We start from the raw sequence: 20,684 nt of genomic DNA, 5'->3' as shown, positions 1-20,684 counted from the left end.
AAGCGGGGAGGAGACCATATATGTATTCCGTGGCTAATCAATTTTGTTTAACAAACTCAACAATCCGCCGGGCAGCCTCCACACACTCCTCCAGCGGTGCTACCAGCGCCATTCGTACGCGGTTTTCGCCGGGATTGTGGCCGTCGACGGTGCGGGAGAGGTAGCGGCCAGGCAGTACGTGTACGTTCTGCTGGGCGGACAGTTCACGGGCGAAGGTTTCGTCGCTCATGGGCGTTTCCGGCCAGAGATAGAAACCGGCATCCGGGAAGTCTACGTTCATCACTTCGCGCAGGATGGACACCACGGCCTCGAACTTGGCCCGGTAGGCGGCACGGTTCTCCCGTACGTGGTCTTCGTCGTTCCAGGCAGCGATGCTGGCCAGCTGGTTATGAACGGGCATGGCGCAGCCGTGGTAGGTGCGGTATTTCAGGTAGCCGGCCAGTACCTCGGCGTCGCCCGCCACAAATCCGGAGCGAAGGCCCGGCAGGTTGCTGCGCTTGGACAGACTATGGAATACCACGCAGCGTTTGAAATCGTGCCGACCGATGGCGGCGCAGGTTTGCAGCAGGCCTTCGGGCGGGTTGGCTTCGTCCGGGTAGAGTTCGGAGTAGCATTCGTCGGAGGCGATCAGGAAATCGTGGCGGTCGGCCAGTTCGATCACTTTTACCAGGGTTTCCCGGGGAATCACGGCGCCGCTGGGGTTGCCGGGGGAGCACAGGAACAGGATCTGGCAGTCCTTCCAGACCGATTCCGGAACCGCATCGAAGTCCGGAATAAAGCCGTTGCTTGCGTCGCAGGGCAGGTAGACCGGATCGGCACCGGCCAGGAACGCTGCGCCTTCATAAATCTGGTAAAACGGGTTTGGGCTCACCACGGTTGCTGGCTTGCTGGAATCTACAACCGCCTGCACCAGGGCAAAGATACCCTCGCGGGTACCGTTAACCGGCACCACGTGTTTTGCCGGGTCCAGTGTGCCCTCGGCCAGCTGGAACCGGCGGCTGGCCCAGTTGGCGATGGCTTCGCGCAGCTCGTCCAGGCCTTTGGTGGTCGGGTAGTTGGCGAGTTTGTCCAGGTTGTCGGCAATCACCTGTTTAACAAAGGCGGGTGACGGGTGTTTGGGTTCGCCGATGCCCAGTGAAATCGGTGCCAGGTGCTCCGGCACGCTGATGCCGGCTTTCAGTTTGGCCAGCTTTTCAAAGGGGTAGGGGTGCAGTCTTTCCAGGTTTGGATTCATTGAATATCGTCCAGCATTTTACTCATGTGCTGTTGTAGGGCCTGGCATACGTTCGGGTCGCTCAGGGGTTTACCGTGTTCGTCGGTAATAAAGAAAACGTCCTCTACCCGTTCGCCCAGGGTGGCAATCTTGGCGTTGGTCAGGCGCACCCGGTGTTCCAGTAATACCTGGCCAATCCGTGCCAGCAGGCCCGGACGGTCGGGGGTGATGACTTCCATCACCGTGCGCTGATTAATGGTGTCGTTGGAGAAAGTCACTTCGGTAGGAAATGCGAAGTGCTTCAACTGGCGCGGAGTGCGCCGGTGGATGATGTCGGGGTAGTCTTCCGGATCGTCCAGTTCTTCGATCAGCCGCTTGCGAACCCGCTCTTTGCGGGCCGGGTCAACACCCAACGGTTGGCCCTGCTCGTCCAGCACCACGTAGGAGCTGATGGAGTAGGGGCCTTCACTGGAGTTGATGCGGGCGTCGACAATGTTCAGGTTCAGCTGTTCCAGTACCGCGGTGGTGGCGGCAAACAGGGCGACCCGGTCTTTCATATAGATGATGATTTGCGAGTAGCCGTCGGTGGGGCCACCCCGGGTGTCGCGGATCAGTACCAGCGGGTCCGGGTTGTCGCCGTGGCGGATAATCGCGGCGGTTTGCCAGGCGATATCCACGGTGGAATCCTGCAGGAAATATTCCTCATCGACCGTGTCCCAGATTTTGTCGATCTGTTCGTTAGTCATGTTCTGGGCGCGCAGGATTTCCCGGGCCTCTTCGCGGGTGGCGTCTATCCAGGCCTGGCGGTCTACCGGGGTATCGATACCCCGGCGCAGGGCTCGCTTGGCTTCGATATACAGTTGGCGCAACAGCGAGGCGCGCCAGGTGTTCCAGAGTTTCGGGTTGGTGGCACTGATGTCGCACACCGTGAGGATGTACAGGTAATCCAGGTGCGCCTGGCTGGGCATGGCCCGGGCGAAGGCCTGGATGATATCCGGATCGGAAATGTCCTTGCGCTGGGCGGTCATGGACATGAACAGGTGGTTCTCCACCAGCCAGGAAATCAGCTGGGTATCCCGTTCGCTCAGGTGATGACGCTGGCAGAAGGCCTCGGCATCAATAGCGCCCAGTTCGGAATGGTCACCGCCCCGGCCCTTGGCCACATCGTGGTACAGGCCGGCAATGTAAAGGGTATCCAGCTTGGGCAGCCGATGAATCAGGCGCGAGGCCAGGGGGTATTCGCTCTGGGCCTCGGTGCCGGTCAGTCGCACCATGTTGCGGATTACCCGCATGGTGTGGGCATCCACGGTATAAATATGGAACAGGTCGTGCTGCATCTGGCCGATGATCTGGCCAAACTCCGGCAGGTAGCGGCCCAGCACGTTGTACTTCTTCATGGCGGACAGGGTCTGGTCCAGTGCATGGGGCGTGCGCATCAGTTCCATGAACAGGGTAGTGACAGCCAGGTCGTTACGGAAGGCATCGTCAATCAAGTGCCGGTGCGCCCGCAGTGAACGGATGGTGGTGGCGCGAATGCCCTTGATCTCCGGATGCTGCGCCATCAGCACAAAGATTTCCATGATGGCGTAGGGGGCGTAGGCGAACACCTGGTTGTTGATGGCTTCTATATACAGGTTGCGCATCTGGAAGCGCTTGTTGAGCGGACGGATTTCGTCTTCCGTGCCGCTGCCGATAATCGCTTCGTCGTAATACTGCAAAAGCACGTCGGTGATTTCGGCCAGGGCCAGCACCGTACGGTAGTACTGTTGCATCATCAGTTCGACGCCCAGCCGCTTGCCCTGGTCCTGGTAGCCCAGCATCTGGGCCAGTGCCCGCTGGTGGTCGAACAGCAGGCGGTTCTCGTTGCGGTCGGCAATCAGCTGCAAGCCATAGCGCAGGCACCACAGGAAGGTTTCGCCTTCGTGCAGAATCTGGTGCTCTTCCTCGGTGAGGATGCTGAAGCGGGTCAGGTCCGCGATGCTTTGCAGGCCGAAGTGGCGTTTGGTAATCCAGCCGATGGTCTGGATGTCCCGCAGGGCGCCCGGGGAGCCTTTTACGTTGGGCTCCAGGTTGTACTCGGTGTCGCCGTATTTCTTGTGGCGTTGCTGCTGCTCTTCCCGCTTGGCCACAAAGTAGGCCTTGTCGGAACTCACCTCGTCGGAGTAGGCCTGTTCGCTCAAGGCTTGCCGCAGGCTGTCTGGCCCGGCAATGGTACGGGTTTCCAGCAGGTTGGTAAGTATCGAGATATCTTCCCGTGCGGCGGAGATGGATTCGTCCATGCTGCGCACGCTGTGGCCGATATCGAGTTTCAGGTCCCACAGCAGGGTAATGAAGGCGCCCAGATCGTCCTGCCACTCGGGCGCCATGCCCTCGCGGGTGAGGATCAGCAGGTCAATATCGGAGTGGGGGTGCAATTCGCCCCGGCCGTAGCCACCTACGGCAATCAGGGCGATGTCTCCGGAGCGGGCGAACGGATATCGATTCCAGATCAGCCGGAGCACGGTGTCTACGGTGTCGGCCCTTGAGCGAACCAGGGCCCGGACGTCTGCGCCCTCGCGGAATGCATCGGCATCGGCGTCGTAACTCTCCCGCAGTAATTGCCGGGCCGCGGAGACCGGTGAGCGGTCGTTACTGATGCGGGACTCCAGCTCACTCCGGTCCACTTAGAAGGACTCTTCCGATCGCTTGGTCAGTACTTCGTGGCCATCGGCAGTTACCAGGATGGTGTGTTCCCACTGGGCAGACAGTTTGTGGTCCTTGGTCACGGCGGTCCAGCCGTCGGCCAGCATCTTGGTGTGGTACTTGCCCTGGTTCAGCATGGGTTCGATGGTGAAGGTCATGCCTTCTTTCAGTTCCAGGCCGGTTCCGGGCTTACCGTAATGCATCACCTGTGGCTCTTCGTGGAATACCGCGCCAATGCCATGGCCGCAGTAATCCCGAACGATCGAGTAACGGTGTTTCTCGGCGTGCTGCTGGATCACATGGCCGATGTCGCCCAGGCGTGCGCCCGGCTTGACCAGTTCGATACCTTTATAGAGGCACTCCTGGGTAATCTGGATCAGTCGCTCGGTGCCGGGCTTGGGCTTCCCGACAACCCACATCTTGCTGGTATCGCCGTGGTAGCCGTCTTTAATAACCGTCACATCGATATTAATGATGTCGCCGTCTTTCAGTACTTTCTTGTCTGAAGGGATGCCGTGGCAGACAACGTGGTTGACCGAGGTGCAGATGGACTTCGGAAATCCCTTGTAATTGAGCGGGGCCGGAATGGCTTTCTGCTCGTTCACAATGTAGTCGTGGCAGATGCGGTCGAGTTCCTCGGTGGTTGCGCCGGGCTTTACGTGCTCGCCGATCATCTCCAGAACTTCAGCAGCCAGGCGGCCGGCTACGCGCATCTTTTCGATTTCTTCGGGGGTCTTGATAGATACCTGCATCGGACTTCCTGTTGATTTGCGTCAAACAGCCATTTTAAGGGGCATGGGGGTAAGGTACAAGGCGGGGTGGTGCTATGGATGCCATAGCTCCCGGTTAAGTTGCGGGGCAAAAATAATGGCGTGCGGCAGGTGCTTTGTGGTATAAACGCGCCCGCTGGAAACGAATCCGGCAAATTCACACACGTGTCAGCACGTTGTCCCAGGGTGCCGGTACCTGCTAGCAGCTCACATAATGCGCTTGCAGAGACTGGTTGGGGCAATCGGACGCGTGGAGGTCTAACCCGAAGCTAAAAGGTAAATATCATGGCTCAGGTAAATATGCGTGACCTGCTGAAAGCAGGTGCTCACTTTGGTCACCAGACTCGTTACTGGAACCCGAAAATGGGCAAGTTCATTTTCGGTGCCCGCAACAAGATTCACATCATCAACCTGGAGCAGACTGTTCCGGCCATGAATGAAGCCCTGAACTTCATTCAGTCCCTGGCTGAGAACAAGAATAAGATCCTGTTCGTTGGCACCAAGCGTGCTGCCGCCAAGATCATCAAGGAAGAAGCCGAGCGTTCCGGCCAGCCGTTCGTTAACCACCGCTGGTTGGGTGGCATGCTGACCAACTACAAGACCATCCGTCAGTCTATCCGTCGCTACCGTGACCTGGAAGCCCAGAGCAAAGACGGTACTTTCGACAAGCTGACCAAGAAAGAAGCTCTTGAGCGTACCCGTGAAATGGACAAGCTCGAGCGTTCCATTGGTGGTATCAAGGATATGGGCGGCCTGCCTGACGCGCTGTTCGTTATCGACGTAGACCACGAGCGTATCGCCATCAAGGAAGCCAACAAGCTGGGCATTCCTGTCATCGGCGTTGTTGATACCAACAGCGATCCGGACGGCGTTGACTACGTGATCCCGGGTAACGATGACGCCATCCGCGCCATCCAGATCTACGTGAAGGCTGTTGCTGATACCTGCCTGGAAGCTTCCCAGTCTGCAGGCGGTGCTGACGAGTTTGTTGAAGTCAGCGAGAACGCCGAAGGCGCTGCTCCGGCTGCCGAGTAACACTTAAACTTCACGTTTGAGTTGTAAGGTATGCCCGCCTGTTTATCCGGGCATACCTCCCCACCGAATTCGGAAACGATTTAAGAGGATTGAACATGGCTGCAATTACCGCTGCAATGGTCAAAGAGCTGCGTGAGCGTACCGGCCTTGGCATGATGGAATGCAAAAAGGCACTGGTTGAAGCGGGTGGCGACGTTGACGCTGCAATCGAAGAGCTGCGCAAGTCTTCCGGCCTGAAAGCCGCCAAGAAGGCTGGCCGTACCGCTGCTGAAGGCGTGTCTCTGGTAAAAGTGTCTGACGACAACACCGTTGCCTACATTCTGGAAGTGAACTCCGAGACTGACTTCGTTGCTCGTGACGACAACTTCATGGGCTTCGCTAACGACGTTCTGAACGTTGCTTTCGAAAAAGGCGAAACCGACGTTGCAGCCCTGATGGCTGGCGATCTGGAAGCCAAGCGTGAAGCGCTGGTTCAGAAGATCGGCGAGAACATCACTGTTCGTCGTATCATCAAGGTTGAAGGCCCGGTTGTAGGTGGCTACGTTCACAGCAACAACAAGATTGCTTCTGTTGTAGCTCTGAGCGCCGGTAACGAAGAGCTGGCCCGCGACATCGCCATGCACGTTGCCGCTGTTAACCCGCGCGTGGGTAAGCCGGACGAAATGCCTGCCGAAGAGCTGGAAAAAGAGAAGGAAATCATCAAGGCCCAGCCGGACATGGAAGGCAAGCCTGCAGAGATCATTGAAAAGATGATGGGTGGCCGTATCAAGAAGTTCCTGGCTGAGAACAGCCTGGTTGAGCAGCCGTTCGTCAAGAACCCTGACCAGAAAGTGGGTGATCTGATCAAGGCCGCCGGTGGCGACCTGGTTGGCTTCGTTCGCCTGGAAGTGGGTGAAGGCATCGAGAAAGAAGAAGTGGATTTCGCCGCTGAAGTGGCTGCTGCCGCTGGCACAGGCAAGGCCTGATCCCTCTTCCCGGCCCGGTCGCGCAAAGCGGCAGGGCTACCTGAGTCTGCCACGTCAGCCGGGTTTTCCCGGCTTTCGTGGCGGGCTTGTATCTGAGATACCCCTTTTTGAGGAGTATGTCAGATACAAGCCTGCAGCGGGTTTGATACCGGATAGCCAACAGACGAGAAGGGGATCACCATGTCGACATCTTCAAAAACCCAGCCCAGATACAAGCGCGTTCTGCTCAAACTCAGTGGTGAAGCCCTGATGGGCGAGCACGATTTCGGTATTGATCCCAAAGTTCTTGACCGCATGGCCCTGGAAATCGGTGCCCTGATAGGCATTGGTGTTCAGGTGGGGCTGGTGATTGGTGGTGGTAACCTGTTCCGTGGCGCCGCACTGAGCGCTGCCGGCCTGGACCGCGTAACCGGTGACCACATGGGTATGCTGGCCACGGTGATGAACGGCCTGGCCATGCGTGACGCCCTGGAACGCTCCAACATTCGTACCCGCGTAATGTCTGCCATCCCCATGAGTGGTATTGTTGAACATTACGACCGCCGCCGCGCCGTGCGCGACCTGAAAGAAGGCGACGTGGTGATCTTCAGCGCCGGCACCGGTAACCCGTTCTTTACCACGGATTCGGCGGCCTGCCTGCGCGGTATCGAGATCGAAGCAGATGCGGTACTCAAGGCCACCAAGGTGGATGGCGTATACTCTGCCGATCCCAATCTTGATCCTACCGCAGTAAAATATGACCACCTGACCTACGATGAGGTTCTGGAAAAGAAATTGGGTGTGATGGATCTGACAGCCATCGTCCTCGCCCAGGACCACGGTATGCCGCTGCGGGTTTTCAACATGAACCAGCCCGGCGTTCTTACCCGCATTGTGACGGGTGAGAGAGAAGGCACACTGATTGAATAACGAATTGAGGATTTTTACGTGATTAACGACATCAAAGCAGAAGCCGAAAAGAAAATGAAAAAGAGCCTGGAGGCTCTGGGTTCGGCGTTTAACAAAATCCGTACCGGCCGTGCCCATCCGGCCATTCTCGACAGCGTAATGGTGAACTACTACGGCCAGGAAACGCCCCTGAAGCAGGTGGCAAGCGTGAACGTAGAAGATAACCGCACGCTGTTGGTGGCGCCCTGGGAAAAGAACCTGGTACCGACCATCGAAAAAGCCATCATGATGTCTGACCTGGGCCTGAACCCGTCCACCAATGGCGACGCCATTCGCGTACCCATGCCCATGCTGACCGAAGAAACCCGTAAGGAAATGGTCAAGCAGGCCAGGGCCGATGCCGAGCACGGCCGGGTTTCTATCCGTAACGCCCGTCGTGACGCCAACAGCATGCTGAAGGATTTGCTGAAGGACAAGGATATCAGCGAAGACGACCAGCGCCGTGGCGAAGAAGAAATCCAGAAGCTGACCGACAAGCACATCGCTGAAGTGGACAAGCTGCTGAAGGTGAAGGAAGAGGACCTGATGGCGGTATAATCGCCCGGGTCTGTTCAGAGCAGAATGAGCGGCGGCTGGATGTCCGCCGCGCAGAGGATTTCATGACGGGACAAGTAACCGCAGAAATTCCGGTGGAGGCAGACAGCCGCCCCCGGCACGTGGCCATTATCATGGATGGCAATAACCGCTGGGCCAAGGCGCACCGGCTCAAGGGAGTGGCAGGCCACAAGGCCGGCGTGGATGCGGTGAAAGCCGTGGTAGAAACCTGTGCCCGGCAAGGCGTGGAAGTGCTCACCCTGTTTGCGTTTTCCAGTGAGAACTGGCGTCGTCCTAAAGACGAGGTTTCGGCGCTGATGCGCCTGTTCCTGATTGCCCTGGAACGGGAAGTCCGCAAGCTGCACAGGAATAACATTCGCCTTCGCATTATCGGCGACCGCTCCGCGTTTAATTCGACCCTCCAGGAACACATGGAGCGGGCCGAAACGCTCACCCGTGACAATACCGCCATGACCCTGGTGATTGCCGCCAATTACGGCGGCCACTGGGATATTACCGAGGCCACCCGGCAAGTGGCCCAAAAAGTGCGCGCTGGCGAGCTGGAAGCTTCAGATATCACTGATGACCTGATCCAGCAGCACCTGAGTATCGGTGACCTGCCCATGCCTGACTTGCTGATTCGTACAGCTGGCGAGCAGCGCATCAGCAATTTCCTGTTGTGGCACCTGGCGTACACCGAATTCTATTTCTCTGAGGTGTTCTGGCCGGACTTCAAGGCCGATCAAATGCAGAAGGCGCTGGAAGCCTACGCCGGGCGCAAGCGCCGGTTCGGGCAAACCGATGACCAGATCGCCGCCCGCGCCACAAAACAATAACGATATAGCGACCAACACCGTGTTAAAAACCCGAATTATTACCGCGCTTATCCTGGCTCCTATCGCGATCGGCGGGATTTTCTTCCTGCCTCCGGCGGGCTTCGCCCTGTTTACCGGTGCCATTATCTCCCTTGGCGCCTGGGAGTGGGCCAATATGTCCGGTATCGAAGGCCAGCCGGGGCGCGTGATTTATGCCCTGATCATGGCAGGGCTTCTGGCCGTGATCTGGCAGTTGCAGGTGCCGGCCATAACAGTGCTCTGGCTTGCCCTGCTCTGGTGGCTGGTGTGCTTCGGGCTGGTAAGTCGTTATCCGGCGGGCTCCGATCGCTGGGGTGCCATGCCGCTGCGGGCCCTGATGGGGCTGTTTGTGCTGGTTCCCGCCTGGGTAGGGCTGAACCATCTGCGTACCGGCAGCTTCCAGTTCGGTGAGCTGACCAATAACCTGCTGGCCATTCTCTATATCTTCCTGGTGGTCTGGGTAGCGGATATCGGCGCCTATTTTGCCGGCCGGGCCTTCGGCAAGGCGAAGCTGGCACCGAAAGTGAGCCCCGGTAAATCCTGGGCTGGCGTGTGGGGCGGCCTGGCTGCGGTTGCTGCCCTGGCAGTGGCGGCAAGCCTGATTGCCGGCGCCGGTGCCGTGCAAACCGTTCTGCTGGTGCTGGCAAGCCTCGTTACCGGCCTGGTATCGGTGCTGGGGGATTTGCTGGAAAGCATGCTCAAGCGATTCCGTGGTATCAAAGACAGCAGCCAGTTGCTGCCCGGCCACGGTGGCATTATGGACCGTATTGACAGCCTTACTGCCGCGATTCCCGTCTTTGCCCTGATGATCACGCTGCTGGGCTGGTTGTCTACGGGTGTCTGGAATTTATGATCACACGCAGCATTACGGTACTGGGGGCAACCGGCTCAATAGGCCTGAGTACCCTGGATGTTATTCGGCGGCACCCGGAGCGTTTTTCGGTTCACGCCCTCACGGCGGGAACACGGGCACCGGAATTAGCCGCGCTTTGCCGGGAATTCCGCCCCCGGGTAGCGGTGATGGCGGATGCCGGGGCGGCAGAGGAACTGGCTGGCCTGCTCGCCGATTGCCCCGACATTGACGTACTCAGTGGCGAGCAAGGGCTGATTGACGTGGCAGCAGCCGAACAGGCCGACACCGTAATGGCTTCGATTGTCGGGGCTGCCGGGCTGGCGCCGACACTGGCGGCGGTGTGCGCTGGCAAACGAGTACTGCTGGCCAATAAAGAAGCCCTGGTCATGTCCGGCCAGCTCTTTATGGATGCCGTGGCTGAATCCGGTGCTGAACTGCTGCCTATCGATTCGGAACACAATGCCATCTTCCAGTGCATGCCGGCAGACAAGGTGCGTGATCCGCAAGCGGCTGGCATAACCCGCATTCTGCTCACTGCCTCTGGCGGGCCGTTTCGAACTTTGCCGGCCGAACAGTTGCGCTCGGTAACGCCTGCCCAGGCCTGTGCCCACCCCAACTGGTCCATGGGCCAGAAGATTTCCGTTGATTCCGCCACCCTGATGAACAAGGGCCTGGAGCTTATCGAGGCCTGCTGGCTGTTCAATACCTCGCCGGACAAGGTGGAGGTACATGTTCACCCCGAAAGCATCATCCATTCCATGGTGGAGTATGCAGACGGCTCGGTGCTGGCACAGTTGGGCAGTCCGGATATGCGAACTCCGATCGCCAATGGCCTGGCCTGGCCGGAGCGCATTGAAGCCGGGGTCGCTCCCCTGGACCTGTTCGCCATCGGCCGCTTTCACTTCGAGCGCCCGAATTTGCAGCGTTTTCCGTGCCTGAGGCTGGCTGCTGAAGCCTTCGCCACCGGTGGCACCGCGCCAGCCGTCCTCAACGCCGCCAACGAAGTGGCCGTGGCGGCATTCCTGGAAGGCGGGCTGTGCTTTGCGGACATCCCCGTTATCATAGAGCGAACACTGGCGGCCACCGAAGTGGTATCGGCGGACAGTTTCGATACCATCTTCCAGAAAGACGCCGAAGCCCGCGAACGGGCAATGGAACAGATTCGCCTTTTATCGGTCTGATTCCGGCGGGGCGTGTTGCGCCGGCTTTCAGTTATCAACCGGACAGTCTATGCAGATTATTCAAAGCGTACTGGCACTTGCACTAACCCTCGGCATTCTGGTGACGCTGCACGAGTTCGGCCATTTCTGGGTTGCTCGCCGCTGCGGAGTCAAAGTGCTGCGTTTCTCTGTGGGTTTCGGTAAGCCGCTGTTTTCCTGGTACGACCGCCACGGCACCGAATTTGCCGTAGCCGCCATCCCTCTTGGCGGCTACGTGAAAATGCTGGACGCCCGGGAAGGCCCTGTGCCGGCCGAACTGGAAGACCAGGCTTTCACCTCCAAGCCGCCGTCCCAGCGCATTGCCATTGCGGCAGCAGGGCCCGTCGCCAACTTTATTTTCGCTATCTTTGCCTATTGGCTGATCAGCGTGGTGGGAGTGACCACGGTAGCACCCATTGTTGGCGAAGTGGCGCCAGACAGCGTGGCCGAGCGCGCGGGCCTGCAGGAAGGTATGGAAATTCTGGGGGTGGATGGCCGCCAGGTAACATCCTGGCGCGACGTGAATATGCGCCTGCTGGAGCGGGCAGGGGAGCAGGGCCCCATTTCGCTGGAGGTTTCCCGTGATGGTGCCCGTGGTACCTTTTCAGCCCCGCTGAACGGCTGGAACCTCACCAACGACGAACCCAATCCGCTGGCGGAATTCGGCATCACCCCCTGGCGCCCGGACGTACCGGCGGTGCTGGGTCAGATCAGTGAAGACGGCCGCGCCTCCATGGCGGGGTTGCAGCCCGATGACCGGGTTACCGCTGTAGACGGTGAGCCGGTGGCGGACTGGTTCGCGCTGGTAGATATCATTCGCGAGTCCCCGGAGCAGCAGCTGCAGTTAACCGTGGAGCGGAACGGGCAGACTCTGGATGTTCCGGTAACGCCGGCCACCAGAACGCTGGAAAACGGCCAGGACATCGGTTTTGTGGGCGCCGGGGTGCAGGCCATAAGCTGGCCGGACAGCGTGCTTCGGGAGATTAGCTACGGCCCGCTGGCGGCGATTCCCAATGCGCTTGAAGAAACCTGGGCCGACACCCGGCTGACACTGGTGGCCATCAAGAAGATGGTCACCGGCCTGCTGTCGCCCACTAACCTGAGCGGGCCGATCACCATCGCCCGGGTGGCGGAAGCCAGCGTCAGTTCCGGATTCGAGGATTTTGTCCGGTTCCTGGCGTATCTGAGTGTCAGCCTCGGGGTTTTGAACTTGCTGCCGGTTCCGGTTTTGGACGGCGGCCACATCGTGTATTACACCATCGAAGCCATCCGCCGGAAGCCGGTGTCGGAGCACGCGCAGGCGCTGGGATTACGAATTGGTATGGCTTTGATTCTGAGTTTAATGGTGTTTGCTCTTTACAACGACCTGATGCGGTTGTGAGAATTGCGGGCTCCTTACCGCACATTAACCAGGCGATAAAACTGAATGAGACGTTCCCTTCTAGCTGTAGCCGTTGGCCTCGCCATTACCGCAACCGGTATGAAGCCAGCGCTGGCGGATGAATTTACGGTTGCGGACATCGAGGTAGAAGGCCTGCAGCGGGTATCCGCCGGTTCCGTATTTGCCGGATTCCCGGTCAATATTGGTGAGCAGATTGACGAAACCCGCCTGGCGGGCGCCATCAAGGATCTGTTCGGCACCGGATTGTTTACCGATATCCAGGCCAGCCGTGATGGTGGCGTGCTGATTCTGACGGTGAAGGAGCGGCCATCGATTTCCTCCATCGAGATCGAAGGCAACAAGAACATCGAAACCGATATGCTGATGGATGCCCTGGCCGGGGCGGGCCTGGAAGAAGGGCAGGTGTTCCGCCGGGCCACGCTGGAGCGCCTGGAGCTGGAAATCCTGCGCTCCTACATTGCCCAGGGCCGATACAACGCCCGGGTCAAAGCGACCGCAGAAGAGTTGCCCCGCAACCGGGTAGCCGTGCGCCTGGGTATCAACGAAGGCTCGGTAGCCGCCATCCAGCACATCAACATCATCGGCAACAAGGATTTCAGCGACGAAGAGCTGATCGACCTGTTCGAGCTGCGCACCAGCAGTTGGTGGAACTCACTGACCAACAAAGACAAGTACGCCCGGGAACGCCTGAGTGGTGATTTGGAATCTCTGCGGTCGTTCTACCTGAACCGCGGTTACCTGGATTTCAGCGTCGAATCCAGCCAGGTGTCCATTTCACCGGACAAGAAGCAGGTGTTTATCGCCATCGCCCTGGATGAAGGCCCCCAGTACACCATCTCTGACATCCGCCTGCGCGGTAACGTGATTGTTGAGGAAGAGGAATTGCGCAAGCTGATCCCGGTTAAAGAGGGCGATGTGTTCTCCCGGGCCCAGATGACCGCCATTTCCGAAGCCCTGTCGTTCCGCCTTGGGCGTGAGGGCTATGCCTTTGCCAACGTGAACGCCGTGCCGGAACCGGGCGAGGACAATACCACCGCGGTGACCTTCTTCATCGAGCCGGGCAAGCGGGCCTACGTGCGCCGGGTCAATTTCGAAGGCAATGTATCCACCAAGGACGAAGTGCTGCGCCAGGAAATGACCCAGATGGAAGGTGGCGTGGCATCGTCTGACCGCATCGAGTTTTCCAAGACCCGCCTTGAGCGCCTCGGCTTCTTCCAGACGGTGGATGTGGAAACCGTCCCGGTACCCGGCACCGATGACCTGGTGGATGTGAACTACAGCGTGCAGGAACAGCCGACCGGCAGCCTGTCGGCGTCTGTGGGTTTCTCCCAGAACTCCGGTGTGATCCTTGGTGCCTCGGTGTCTGAAAACAATTTCTTCGGCAGCGGCAAACGGGTGTCGTTCGGTGTAAACGTGAGTGACTCGGTCAAGAGCGCCAACGTTTCCTACCTGGACCCTTACTTCACCGTCGATGGCGTAAGCCGCGGCTTCAGCCTGTTCGCCCGGGAAACCGACTACGAGGAAGAGGATATCTCCTCCTACCTGTTGGATGAATATGGCGGCCGCCTGACCTTCGGTTATCCGACAGATTCTATCACCCGCCTGAGTTTTGGCGCCGGCATTACTCGTTCCGATATCAAGCCCGGGGTGTTCTCTGCCCAGGAAGTCCGTGACTTCGTGGCGGAGGAAGGTGACTCCTTTACCAACTACTTCCTGTTTGGTAACTGGCGCCGCAGCACCCTCAACCGGGGCGTGTTGCCAACCGACGGTTACAGCCATTCGCTGTCGCTGGATGTCGCGGTACCGGGCAGTGACCTGACCTTCTACAAGGCTTCACACCGTACCGACTTCTACTTCCCGGTGACTGATGCACAGGACTGGATTGTGAGGGCCCGAACAGAAATCGGATACGGGGACGGTTATGGTGACCGCACCCAGATGCCGTTCTTCGAGCATTTCTACTCCGGTGGTTATGGCTCGGTGCGCGGTTACCGCGCGAACTCGCTGGGTAACCTGGCCGAGAATGCAACAAACGACTATTCCGATGAAGATCCGTTCGGCGGTAACCTGCTCACCGAGGCGGGCCTTGAGCTGATCTTCCCGACACCGTTCGCCGGGGATTCCCGCTCCATGAGAACCTCGTTCTTCCTGGATGCCGGGCAGGTGTTCGACACCGAGCGTGGATTTGATCCGGAACTGACAGAAGTGCGCACCGCCGCTGGTGTCAGCTTCCAGTGGATTACGGCCGTGGGCCCGCTTGCATTCAGCCTGGCCAAGCCGCTTAATGACAAGGCAGGTGACGATACCCAGGTATTCCAGTTCTCACTGGGCCAGACGTTCTGACACCACTATAAAAAATAAAGGATGAAACAAAGGAGATTGAAGATGAACCGTGTGACTGCTTTGATTGGTGCCGCCTTGCTGGCCTTTTCGGCCCAGGCAGCTGCCGAAACCCGCATTGGTGTGGTGGATCTGCGCCAGGCCCTGTTTGCCTCGGATGATGCGCAGACCTTCAGCCAGCAGCTGCAGCGGGACTTCGCCGGAGATGAAGATAAGGTTCGCCAGGCCCAGGAAGAAGCCCGCAAGCTGAAAGACCGCCTGGAAAAAGACGGTTCGATGATGAACGAAAGCGAGCGTAACAAGGTGGCGGGTGAATTCCAGGAGAAGGTGCAGGAGTTCAACTTCCTCAAGCAACGCCTCGATGCCACGGTTAACCAGCGCAAACAGCAGTTCCTTGAAAATGCCCGCCCGGAAGTGGATGTGGCTGTCAAAGAACTGCTGGAAGAGCATGACCTGGACCTGATCCTGCCCAGCGAGGCGGTGGTGTACGTGAAGCCGGAAATGAATCTGACGTCCCAGCTGCTGGACAAACTGAACAAGTAAAGAACAAGGGGCTCCCCGCCCCGGTGTTTGGAGAAGGCAATGTCACAGAAGTCCTATCGGCTCCAGGAAATAGCCGATGCGTTGGGAGCCAGTCTCCGGGGAGACCCCGATATCATGGTCAGCGGCCTGGCCACCTTGCAGGCCGCCGGCCCGGATCAGATCAGCTTTCTGGCCAATCCGGCCTACGGCAAATACCTGCAAGATACCCGGGCCGGTGCGGTTATCCTCTCACCCGCAGCCGCGGATGATTGCCCTACCAATGTCCTGTTACTGGACAACCCGTACATGGGCTATGCTCGCCTCAGTCACTGGTTTGACCCTGCGCCGGTGGCATCAGCCGGTGTTCATCCCACCGCTGTGGTAGATGAGAGCGCCAGCATAGACAACACTGCCAGCGTGGGGCCCCTCGCGGTCATCGAAGCCGGTGTGCATCTTGGAGCCCACGTTGTAATAGGCGCCGGCACCGTCATCGGCGCACGCAGCCGCATCGGAGACCACACGATTATCCGCCCCCGGGTTACCCTGGCCCACGACATTGTAGTGGGGCAGCGTTGCCATATCCTCAGTGGTGCGGTGATCGGTTCAGACGGTTTCGGCTTTGCCAACGAGCGGGGCCAGTGGCACCGCATTGCCCAACTTGGCGGTGTGGTGCTGGGTGATGATGTGGAAGTGGGCGCCAACACCACCATCGACCGTGGCGCGCTCGACAGCACAGTCATTGGCAACGGCGTGAAGCTGGATAACCTGATCCAGATCGCCCATAACGTTCATATCGGTGATCACAGCGCCATGGCTGCCATGGTCGGTATCGCCGGCAGTACCCGCATCGGCAAACACTGTGTGTTTGGTGGCGCCTCCGGGGTGGCAGGGCACCTGGAGATCGGGGATCAGGTACATCTTACCGGCATGACGCTGGTAACGGGTGATATCCGCGAGCCGGGCGTGTATTCTTCCGGCACCAGCGCCGACACCAACCGGAACTGGCGCAAGAACGCCGTGCGTTTCAGGCAACTGGACAGCCTGGCCCGGCGCATAAAAGAACTGGAAAAGAAATCAGAGGGCTGAGGCCGATCAACATGCAGATGAAGATTGATGAGATTCTTGAGTACCTGCCACACAGATACCCGTTTCTGCTGGTAGACCGGGTTACCGATGTGGAGAAAGGGAAGTCGATCAAGGGCTACAAGAACATCTCCTTCAACGAGCCGTTCTTTACCGGGCACTTCCCGGATAACCCGATCATGCCTGGCGTGCTGATTATCGAAGCCATGGCCCAGTTGGCGGGCATTCTCGGGTTTGTGACCGTAGAACGGAAACCCTCTGATGGCGTGATACAATATTTGGCTGGCTCCAGCAAAGCGCGCTTCAAGCGCCCCGTGGTGCCGGGAGACCGCATGGATATGGAGGCTGAATTTGTCTCCGCCAAGCGCGGTATCTGGAAATTCAATTGCCGGGCACTCGTTGATGGCGAAGTGGTGTGCGTGGCAGAAATCATGACCGCTGAGAGAGAAGCTTGATGGCGACAAATGACTGGTCGGGTGTCCATCCTCAGGCGATTGTAGACCCGTCAGCCAAACTGGCAGACAACGTAACCGTAGGCCCCTGGAGTTACATCGGCCCCGGTGTGGAGATCGGCGAGGGTACCGAGATTCTCTCCCACGTGGTGGTCAAGGGCCCAACGGTAATCGGTCGCAATAACCGCATTTTTCAGTTTTCCAGTATCGGGGAAGAGTGCCAGGACAAGAAATACGCCGGCGAGCCCACCACGCTGGTGATTGGCGATAACAATGTTATCCGCGAAAACTGCACGATTCACCGTGGCACGGTTCAGGACCGGGGCGAAACCCGCATTGGCAGCGGCAACCTGCTGATGGCCTATGTGCACGTGGCCCATGATTGCATCGTAGGCGACAACACCATCCTGGCCAACTGCGCCACCCTGGCCGGCCATGTCTCCGTAGGCGACCACGCTATTCTCGGCGGTGGCACCATGGTGCACCAGTTTTGCCACATCGGCCCCCACAGCATGGCGGCTGGCGGCAGCATCGTACTCAAAGACATTCCCGCCTATGTGATGGCGTCTGGCCAGTCTGCCCAGCCCCATGGCATGAATGTGGAAGGCCTGAAGCGTCGTGGCTTCAGCAAAGACGTGCTGATGGCCCTGCGCCGCGCCTACAAGGTGGTTTACCGTCAGGGCCTGACCACCGAGCAGGCGATTGACGAGCTCGAGAAGTCCTTTAATGACGTGCCGGAAGTCCGCCCGCTGATTGACTCGCTCCGGGGAGCGGATCGCGGCATCATTCGCTGAGCCAGGAGGCCCTGGTGGCAACTGCTGAAACCGGGCAGGTCAGCTCCCGCAAGGTAACCATTGCAATCATCGCCGGCGAGGCATCGGGGGATATCCTCGGTGCCGGGCTGATTCGCTCGTTGCGCAAACGCTATCCGAAAGCCCGCTTTGTGGGCATCGGCGGCGACGAAATGATCGCCGAAGGCTTTCACTCCCTGGTGCCCATGGAAAGGCTTTCCGTGATGGGGCTGGTGGAAGTGCTCGGGCGCATTCGCGAGCTGTTCAGTATCCGTGCCCGCCTGCTGGATTACTTCTTTACCACTCCGCCGGATGTGGTCATTGGTATCGATTCCCCGGACTTCACCCTGGCCATTGAACGCCGCTGCCGGGAAGCCGGTATTCCCTCGGTTCATTACGTAAGCCCCTCGGTCTGGGCCTGGCGCCAGAAGCGAATTTTCAAGATTGCCAAGTCTGTCGACCTGATGCTCACCTTGTTTCCCTTCGAAGCCCGTTTCTACGAAGAGCACAATGTGCCGGTGGCCTTTGTGGGGCACCCGCTGGCTGACAGAATTCCCATGCAGCCAGATACAGGGGCGGCCCGCAAGGCACTTGGCCTGAACCTCGATCAGCCGGTTCTGGCGGTATTGCCCGGCAGCCGGGGTGGGGAAGTTGAGCGCCTTGGCACCCTGTTTCTGGAGGCCTCCCGCTGGCTGCAGGAGCGCCGCCCGGATATCCAGCTGGTGATTCCCTGCGTCAACCGGGACCGGGAGAAGCAGGTAGAGGGACTGGTAGAGGCGCTGGAAGTGAAGCTGCCGGTTACGCTGGTACGAGGTCGTTCCCGGGAAGTGATGGCCGCCAGCGATGTGGTGTTGCTGGCATCCGGTACCGCAACTCTGGAAGCCATGCTGCTCAAACGCCCCATGGTGGTGGGCTACCGGTTGAGCAACCTCAGCTACAAACTGCTGTCCCGTCTGGTGAAGGTGCCCTGGGTGGCCCTGCCGAACCTGCTGGCGCAACAAGGCCTGGTGCCGGAGTTGCTGCAGGATGACGCCACACCGGAGGCCCTGGGCGCCGCCGTGCTGGAGCGCATGGAAAACACCGAGGAGCGCGAGCAGTTGCAGCAAGCCTTCACCGAGTTGCACGAAAGCCTGCGCCAGAATGCGGACGAACGTGCTGCCACCGCCATTTCCGAGTTAATGGAGCGCCGGCGCTGATGGCCGCAAAAGACCTTCCACCATTTGAGTGCAGCTACAAGGGCCGGTTACTGGCCGGCGTTGATGAAGTGGGCCGTGGCCCGCTGATTGGCGCAGTGGTGACTGCGGCGGTGATCCTGGACCCGGAGCGGCCCATCGAGGGCCTGGCGGACTCCAAGAAGCTCACCGAAAAACGCCGCCTGAAGCTTTACGACGAGATTCTCGAAAAGGCCGCGGCCTGGAGCCTGGGCCGGTGTGAGGCGGCGGAAATTGACCAGATCAATATCTACCAGGCTACCTTGCTGGCCATGACCCGTGCAGTGGAGGGCCTGGCTCTCGAACCTGAATACGTATTGGTAGACGGCAACCGTTGCCCGGATTGGCGCTGGCCCTCCGAGCCGGTGGTGAAGGGCGATGCCCGGGTAGAGGCCATCAGCGCCGCGTCTATCCTCGCCAAAGTCACCCGCGACCGGGAAATGGAGATGCTGGAACAGCAATATCCCGGCTACGGATTGGCCCAGCACAAAGGTTATCCCACACCCGTGCACCTGGAAGCGCTGAAGCGGTTAGGTGCAACGCCGGAGCACCGGCGGTCGTTTCGTCCCGTCCGGGAGTGTTTGTAAAATGAATTCGCACATACTTGCCGCCGTGTTTGCCGCAGTTTTTATGGGCACCATTGGCGCCATCTCGGTGTATGCCGGTGTCAGCGCGGAAACTGTTACCTTCTATCGCTTGTTTATAGGGGCGGCATTAATGGCCGCGTTTCTCCTGCTGACTGGACAGCGAGCAAAGGTATTCACCTGGCCCGGTTTCAAGGTTCTGGTAACCGGGGCATTCCTGGCCGGTTTTGTGGTGTTCTACGTAATGGCCATGAATTACACCAGCATGGCCAACGCCGTGATGCTGCTGTACCTGGCCCCGGCTGCGGCGTCGATAGTGGCGCATTTTTTCATGGGGGAGCGGCTGTCGGGCCTGGGTGCAGCCTTGATCGCCTTAGCGCTGTTCGGCTTTGCCATGATGATGGAATTCAACTTTAACCTCTCCGGACGCGCGGAAGAGGCGGCAGGCCTGCTTTATGCCCTGTGCGCCATGCTCTGCTACGCCGCGTTTATCCTGACCAACCGCTTGATTCACGAACGGGTGCATGTACTGACCCGAAGCGGGTACCAAATGCTGGCCGGGGCACTTTGCATGCTGCCGCTGATGCTCATGCAGGAAGAAAGCATCCAGGCTGGGCAATGGGGCTGGTTGGCGGCGGCCGGCGTGCTACCCGGCTTCCTGGCGATCATGCTGGCGGTGGTGGCGTTAAAGGCATTGCCAGCGGCAACCTACGGCACCCTCGCATATCTGGAGCCGATTACGGTGATTATCCTGGGTTGGCTGCTGTTTGACCAAAGCCTGAACCTGCTGCAAATGTCCGGTGGCGCGTTGATCATCGTCTCGGGCGTGGTGCAGGCGGTCTGGTCCCAGCGGGAGGCGCCTCCTGCGCCAGTGCGGACGTGAAGACTGGTAAGGCGGACTAAGCGACCAGCATTGCGGTGAACGAGGGTGTGGCCGGCGTGGCGGACTTACGGTCAATTTCACCTAACCACCCAAATAGGGGGCCACAAGGATTGGCACATATATGTCACATATACGTCACAGGGGAATTTGGCGGCCCCAGATGCAAAAAAGGCAGACCAGTAAGTGACTGATCTGCCTTTCTTTTTTATGGTAGCGGGGGCAGGATTCGAACCTACGACCTTCGGGTTATGAGCCCGACGAGCTACCAGACTGCTCCACCCCGCATCAAAACTGGTTGTTGGCTTCGGGGCTGGCCCCGATCAACGAGGTGCGCATAATACAGCTGGGCAGGGTGCTTGTCAA

General features: G+C 59.0%; 19 protein-coding genes and 1 tRNA gene. 16 read left to right on the top strand and 4 right to left on the bottom strand.

The window, feature by feature from the left end:
- Nucleotides 1-37: 37 nt before the first annotated feature.
- The 3 genes from dapC to map are packed head-to-tail and all read right to left on the bottom strand — an operon-like array spanning nt 38 to nt 4,647.
- Nucleotides 38-1,234 (bottom strand): succinyldiaminopimelate transaminase, encoded by a 1,197-nt coding sequence (gene dapC, locus B2589_RS09300; protein ID WP_286816375.1) that lies wholly within the window; start codon nt 1,232-1,234, stop codon nt 38-40.
- A complete protein-coding gene (locus B2589_RS09295) occupies nt 1,231-3,876 on the bottom strand; it encodes a [protein-PII] uridylyltransferase (RefSeq protein WP_286816374.1) in 2,646 nt (881 codons plus the stop codon). The genes dapC and B2589_RS09295 overlap by 4 nt, the downstream gene beginning before the upstream one ends.
- Nucleotides 3,877-4,647 (bottom strand): type I methionyl aminopeptidase, encoded by a 771-nt coding sequence (map, locus tag B2589_RS09290; protein ID WP_286816373.1) that lies wholly within the window; start codon nt 4,645-4,647, stop codon nt 3,877-3,879.
- A 303-nt stretch (nt 4,648-4,950) separates the two neighbouring features.
- Here map and rpsB point away from each other — a divergent pair, with 303 nt between their 5' ends.
- The 16 genes from rpsB to B2589_RS09210 all read left to right on the top strand — a co-directional run bounded on the left by rpsB (nt 4,951) and on the right by B2589_RS09210 (nt 20,321).
- Nucleotides 4,951-5,700, top strand: a complete 750-nt coding sequence (gene rpsB, locus B2589_RS09285; protein WP_022989863.1) for a 30S ribosomal protein S2 — start codon at nt 4,951-4,953, stop codon at nt 5,698-5,700.
- 95 nt (nt 5,701-5,795) lie between these two features.
- A complete protein-coding gene (gene tsf, locus B2589_RS09280; protein ID WP_022989864.1) occupies nt 5,796-6,665 on the top strand; it encodes a translation elongation factor Ts in 870 nt (289 codons plus the stop codon).
- A gap of 180 nt (nt 6,666-6,845) precedes the next feature.
- Nucleotides 6,846-7,574, top strand: a complete 729-nt coding sequence (pyrH, locus tag B2589_RS09275) for a UMP kinase (protein ID WP_022989865.1) — start codon at nt 6,846-6,848, stop codon at nt 7,572-7,574.
- An 18-nt stretch (nt 7,575-7,592) separates the two neighbouring features.
- Nucleotides 7,593-8,150 (top strand): ribosome recycling factor, encoded by a 558-nt coding sequence (gene frr / locus B2589_RS09270; protein WP_022989866.1) that lies wholly within the window; start codon nt 7,593-7,595, stop codon nt 8,148-8,150.
- A 62-nt stretch (nt 8,151-8,212) separates the two neighbouring features.
- Nucleotides 8,213-8,983, top strand: coding sequence for a polyprenyl diphosphate synthase (gene uppS, locus B2589_RS09265; protein WP_022989867.1), 771 nt, complete (start codon nt 8,213-8,215; stop codon nt 8,981-8,983).
- A gap of 19 nt (nt 8,984-9,002) precedes the next feature.
- On the top strand, nt 9,003-9,854 hold the full coding sequence (locus B2589_RS09260) for a phosphatidate cytidylyltransferase (protein ID WP_286816379.1): 852 nt from the start codon (nt 9,003-9,005) through the stop codon (nt 9,852-9,854).
- A complete protein-coding gene (gene ispC / locus B2589_RS09255; protein ID WP_286816372.1) occupies nt 9,851-11,035 on the top strand; it encodes a 1-deoxy-D-xylulose-5-phosphate reductoisomerase in 1,185 nt (394 codons plus the stop codon). Before B2589_RS09260 ends, ispC begins: the two co-directional genes overlap by 4 nt.
- A 49-nt stretch (nt 11,036-11,084) precedes the next feature.
- Nucleotides 11,085-12,434: an RIP metalloprotease RseP gene (gene rseP, locus B2589_RS09250; protein WP_286816371.1), complete on the top strand. Its 1,350-nt coding sequence runs from the start codon at nt 11,085-11,087 to the stop codon at nt 12,432-12,434.
- A 45-nt stretch (nt 12,435-12,479) separates the two neighbouring features.
- Nucleotides 12,480-14,798, top strand: a complete 2,319-nt coding sequence (gene bamA / locus B2589_RS09245; protein WP_286816370.1) for an outer membrane protein assembly factor BamA — start codon at nt 12,480-12,482, stop codon at nt 14,796-14,798.
- A 42-nt stretch (nt 14,799-14,840) separates the two neighbouring features.
- On the top strand, nt 14,841-15,338 hold the full coding sequence (locus B2589_RS09240; protein WP_273131890.1) for an OmpH family outer membrane protein: 498 nt from the start codon (nt 14,841-14,843) through the stop codon (nt 15,336-15,338).
- A 39-nt stretch (nt 15,339-15,377) separates the two neighbouring features.
- On the top strand, nt 15,378-16,403 hold the full coding sequence (gene lpxD / locus B2589_RS09235; RefSeq protein WP_286816369.1) for a UDP-3-O-(3-hydroxymyristoyl)glucosamine N-acyltransferase: 1,026 nt from the start codon (nt 15,378-15,380) through the stop codon (nt 16,401-16,403).
- 17 nt (nt 16,404-16,420) lie between these two features.
- Nucleotides 16,421-16,855, top strand: coding sequence for a 3-hydroxyacyl-ACP dehydratase FabZ (fabZ, locus tag B2589_RS09230; protein WP_200861362.1), 435 nt, complete (start codon nt 16,421-16,423; stop codon nt 16,853-16,855).
- Complete coding sequence (lpxA, locus tag B2589_RS09225) at nt 16,855-17,646, top strand: acyl-ACP--UDP-N-acetylglucosamine O-acyltransferase (protein WP_273131891.1); 792 nt, start codon at nt 16,855-16,857, stop codon at nt 17,644-17,646. The genes fabZ and lpxA overlap by 1 nt, the downstream gene beginning before the upstream one ends.
- A 14-nt stretch (nt 17,647-17,660) precedes the next feature.
- Complete coding sequence (lpxB, locus tag B2589_RS09220) at nt 17,661-18,839, top strand: lipid-A-disaccharide synthase (RefSeq protein WP_286816368.1); 1,179 nt, start codon at nt 17,661-17,663, stop codon at nt 18,837-18,839.
- Nucleotides 18,839-19,441 (top strand): ribonuclease HII, encoded by a 603-nt coding sequence (gene rnhB, locus B2589_RS09215; protein WP_094624771.1) that lies wholly within the window; start codon nt 18,839-18,841, stop codon nt 19,439-19,441. Before lpxB ends, rnhB begins: the two co-directional genes overlap by 1 nt.
- Before the next feature lies 1 nt (nt 19,442).
- On the top strand, nt 19,443-20,321 hold the full coding sequence (locus B2589_RS09210; RefSeq protein WP_199456922.1) for a DMT family transporter: 879 nt from the start codon (nt 19,443-19,445) through the stop codon (nt 20,319-20,321).
- Between the two features lie 208 nt (nt 20,322-20,529).
- Here B2589_RS09210 and B2589_RS09205 read toward each other — a convergent pair.
- Nucleotides 20,530-20,606: transfer RNA gene (locus B2589_RS09205), tRNA-Met, on the bottom strand.
- Nucleotides 20,607-20,684: the final 78 nt, after the last annotated feature.

It is taken from the genome of Marinobacter sp. UBA3607 (assembly GCF_002375525.1).
Classification (GTDB): Bacteria; Pseudomonadota; Gammaproteobacteria; order Pseudomonadales; family Oleiphilaceae; genus Marinobacter; species Marinobacter vinifirmus.
Note: the sequence above shows the minus strand (reverse complement) of the source record. Positions and strands in the feature narration are given on the sequence as shown.

Excerpts from the sequence above, each read along its gene's own strand:
- tsf (WP_022989864.1), top strand. The coding sequence starts at position 5,796 with ATGGCTGCAATTACCGCTGCAATGGTCAAAGAGCTGCGTGAGCGTACC.
- map (WP_286816373.1), bottom strand. The coding sequence starts at position 4,647 with ATGCAGGTATCTATCAAGACCCCCGAAGAAATCGAAAAGATGCGCGTA.
- pyrH (WP_022989865.1), top strand. The coding sequence starts at position 6,846 with ATGTCGACATCTTCAAAAACCCAGCCCAGATACAAGCGCGTTCTGCTC.
- fabZ (WP_200861362.1), top strand. The coding sequence starts at position 16,421 with ATGAAGATTGATGAGATTCTTGAGTACCTGCCACACAGATACCCGTTT.
- B2589_RS09210 (WP_199456922.1), top strand. The coding sequence starts at position 19,443 with ATGAATTCGCACATACTTGCCGCCGTGTTTGCCGCAGTTTTTATGGGC.
- lpxA (WP_273131891.1), top strand. The coding sequence starts at position 16,855 with ATGGCGACAAATGACTGGTCGGGTGTCCATCCTCAGGCGATTGTAGAC.
- rnhB (WP_094624771.1), top strand. The coding sequence starts at position 18,839 with ATGGCCGCAAAAGACCTTCCACCATTTGAGTGCAGCTACAAGGGCCGG.
- uppS (WP_022989867.1), top strand. The coding sequence starts at position 8,213 with ATGACGGGACAAGTAACCGCAGAAATTCCGGTGGAGGCAGACAGCCGC.
- ispC (WP_286816372.1), top strand. The coding sequence starts at position 9,851 with ATGATCACACGCAGCATTACGGTACTGGGGGCAACCGGCTCAATAGGC.
- rpsB (WP_022989863.1), top strand. The coding sequence starts at position 4,951 with ATGGCTCAGGTAAATATGCGTGACCTGCTGAAAGCAGGTGCTCACTTT.
- dapC (WP_286816375.1), bottom strand. The coding sequence starts at position 1,234 with ATGAATCCAAACCTGGAAAGACTGCACCCCTACCCCTTTGAAAAGCTG.
- lpxD (WP_286816369.1), top strand. The coding sequence starts at position 15,378 with ATGTCACAGAAGTCCTATCGGCTCCAGGAAATAGCCGATGCGTTGGGA.
- B2589_RS09240 (WP_273131890.1), top strand. The coding sequence starts at position 14,841 with ATGAACCGTGTGACTGCTTTGATTGGTGCCGCCTTGCTGGCCTTTTCG.
- rseP (WP_286816371.1), top strand. The coding sequence starts at position 11,085 with ATGCAGATTATTCAAAGCGTACTGGCACTTGCACTAACCCTCGGCATT.
- bamA (WP_286816370.1), top strand. The coding sequence starts at position 12,480 with ATGAGACGTTCCCTTCTAGCTGTAGCCGTTGGCCTCGCCATTACCGCA.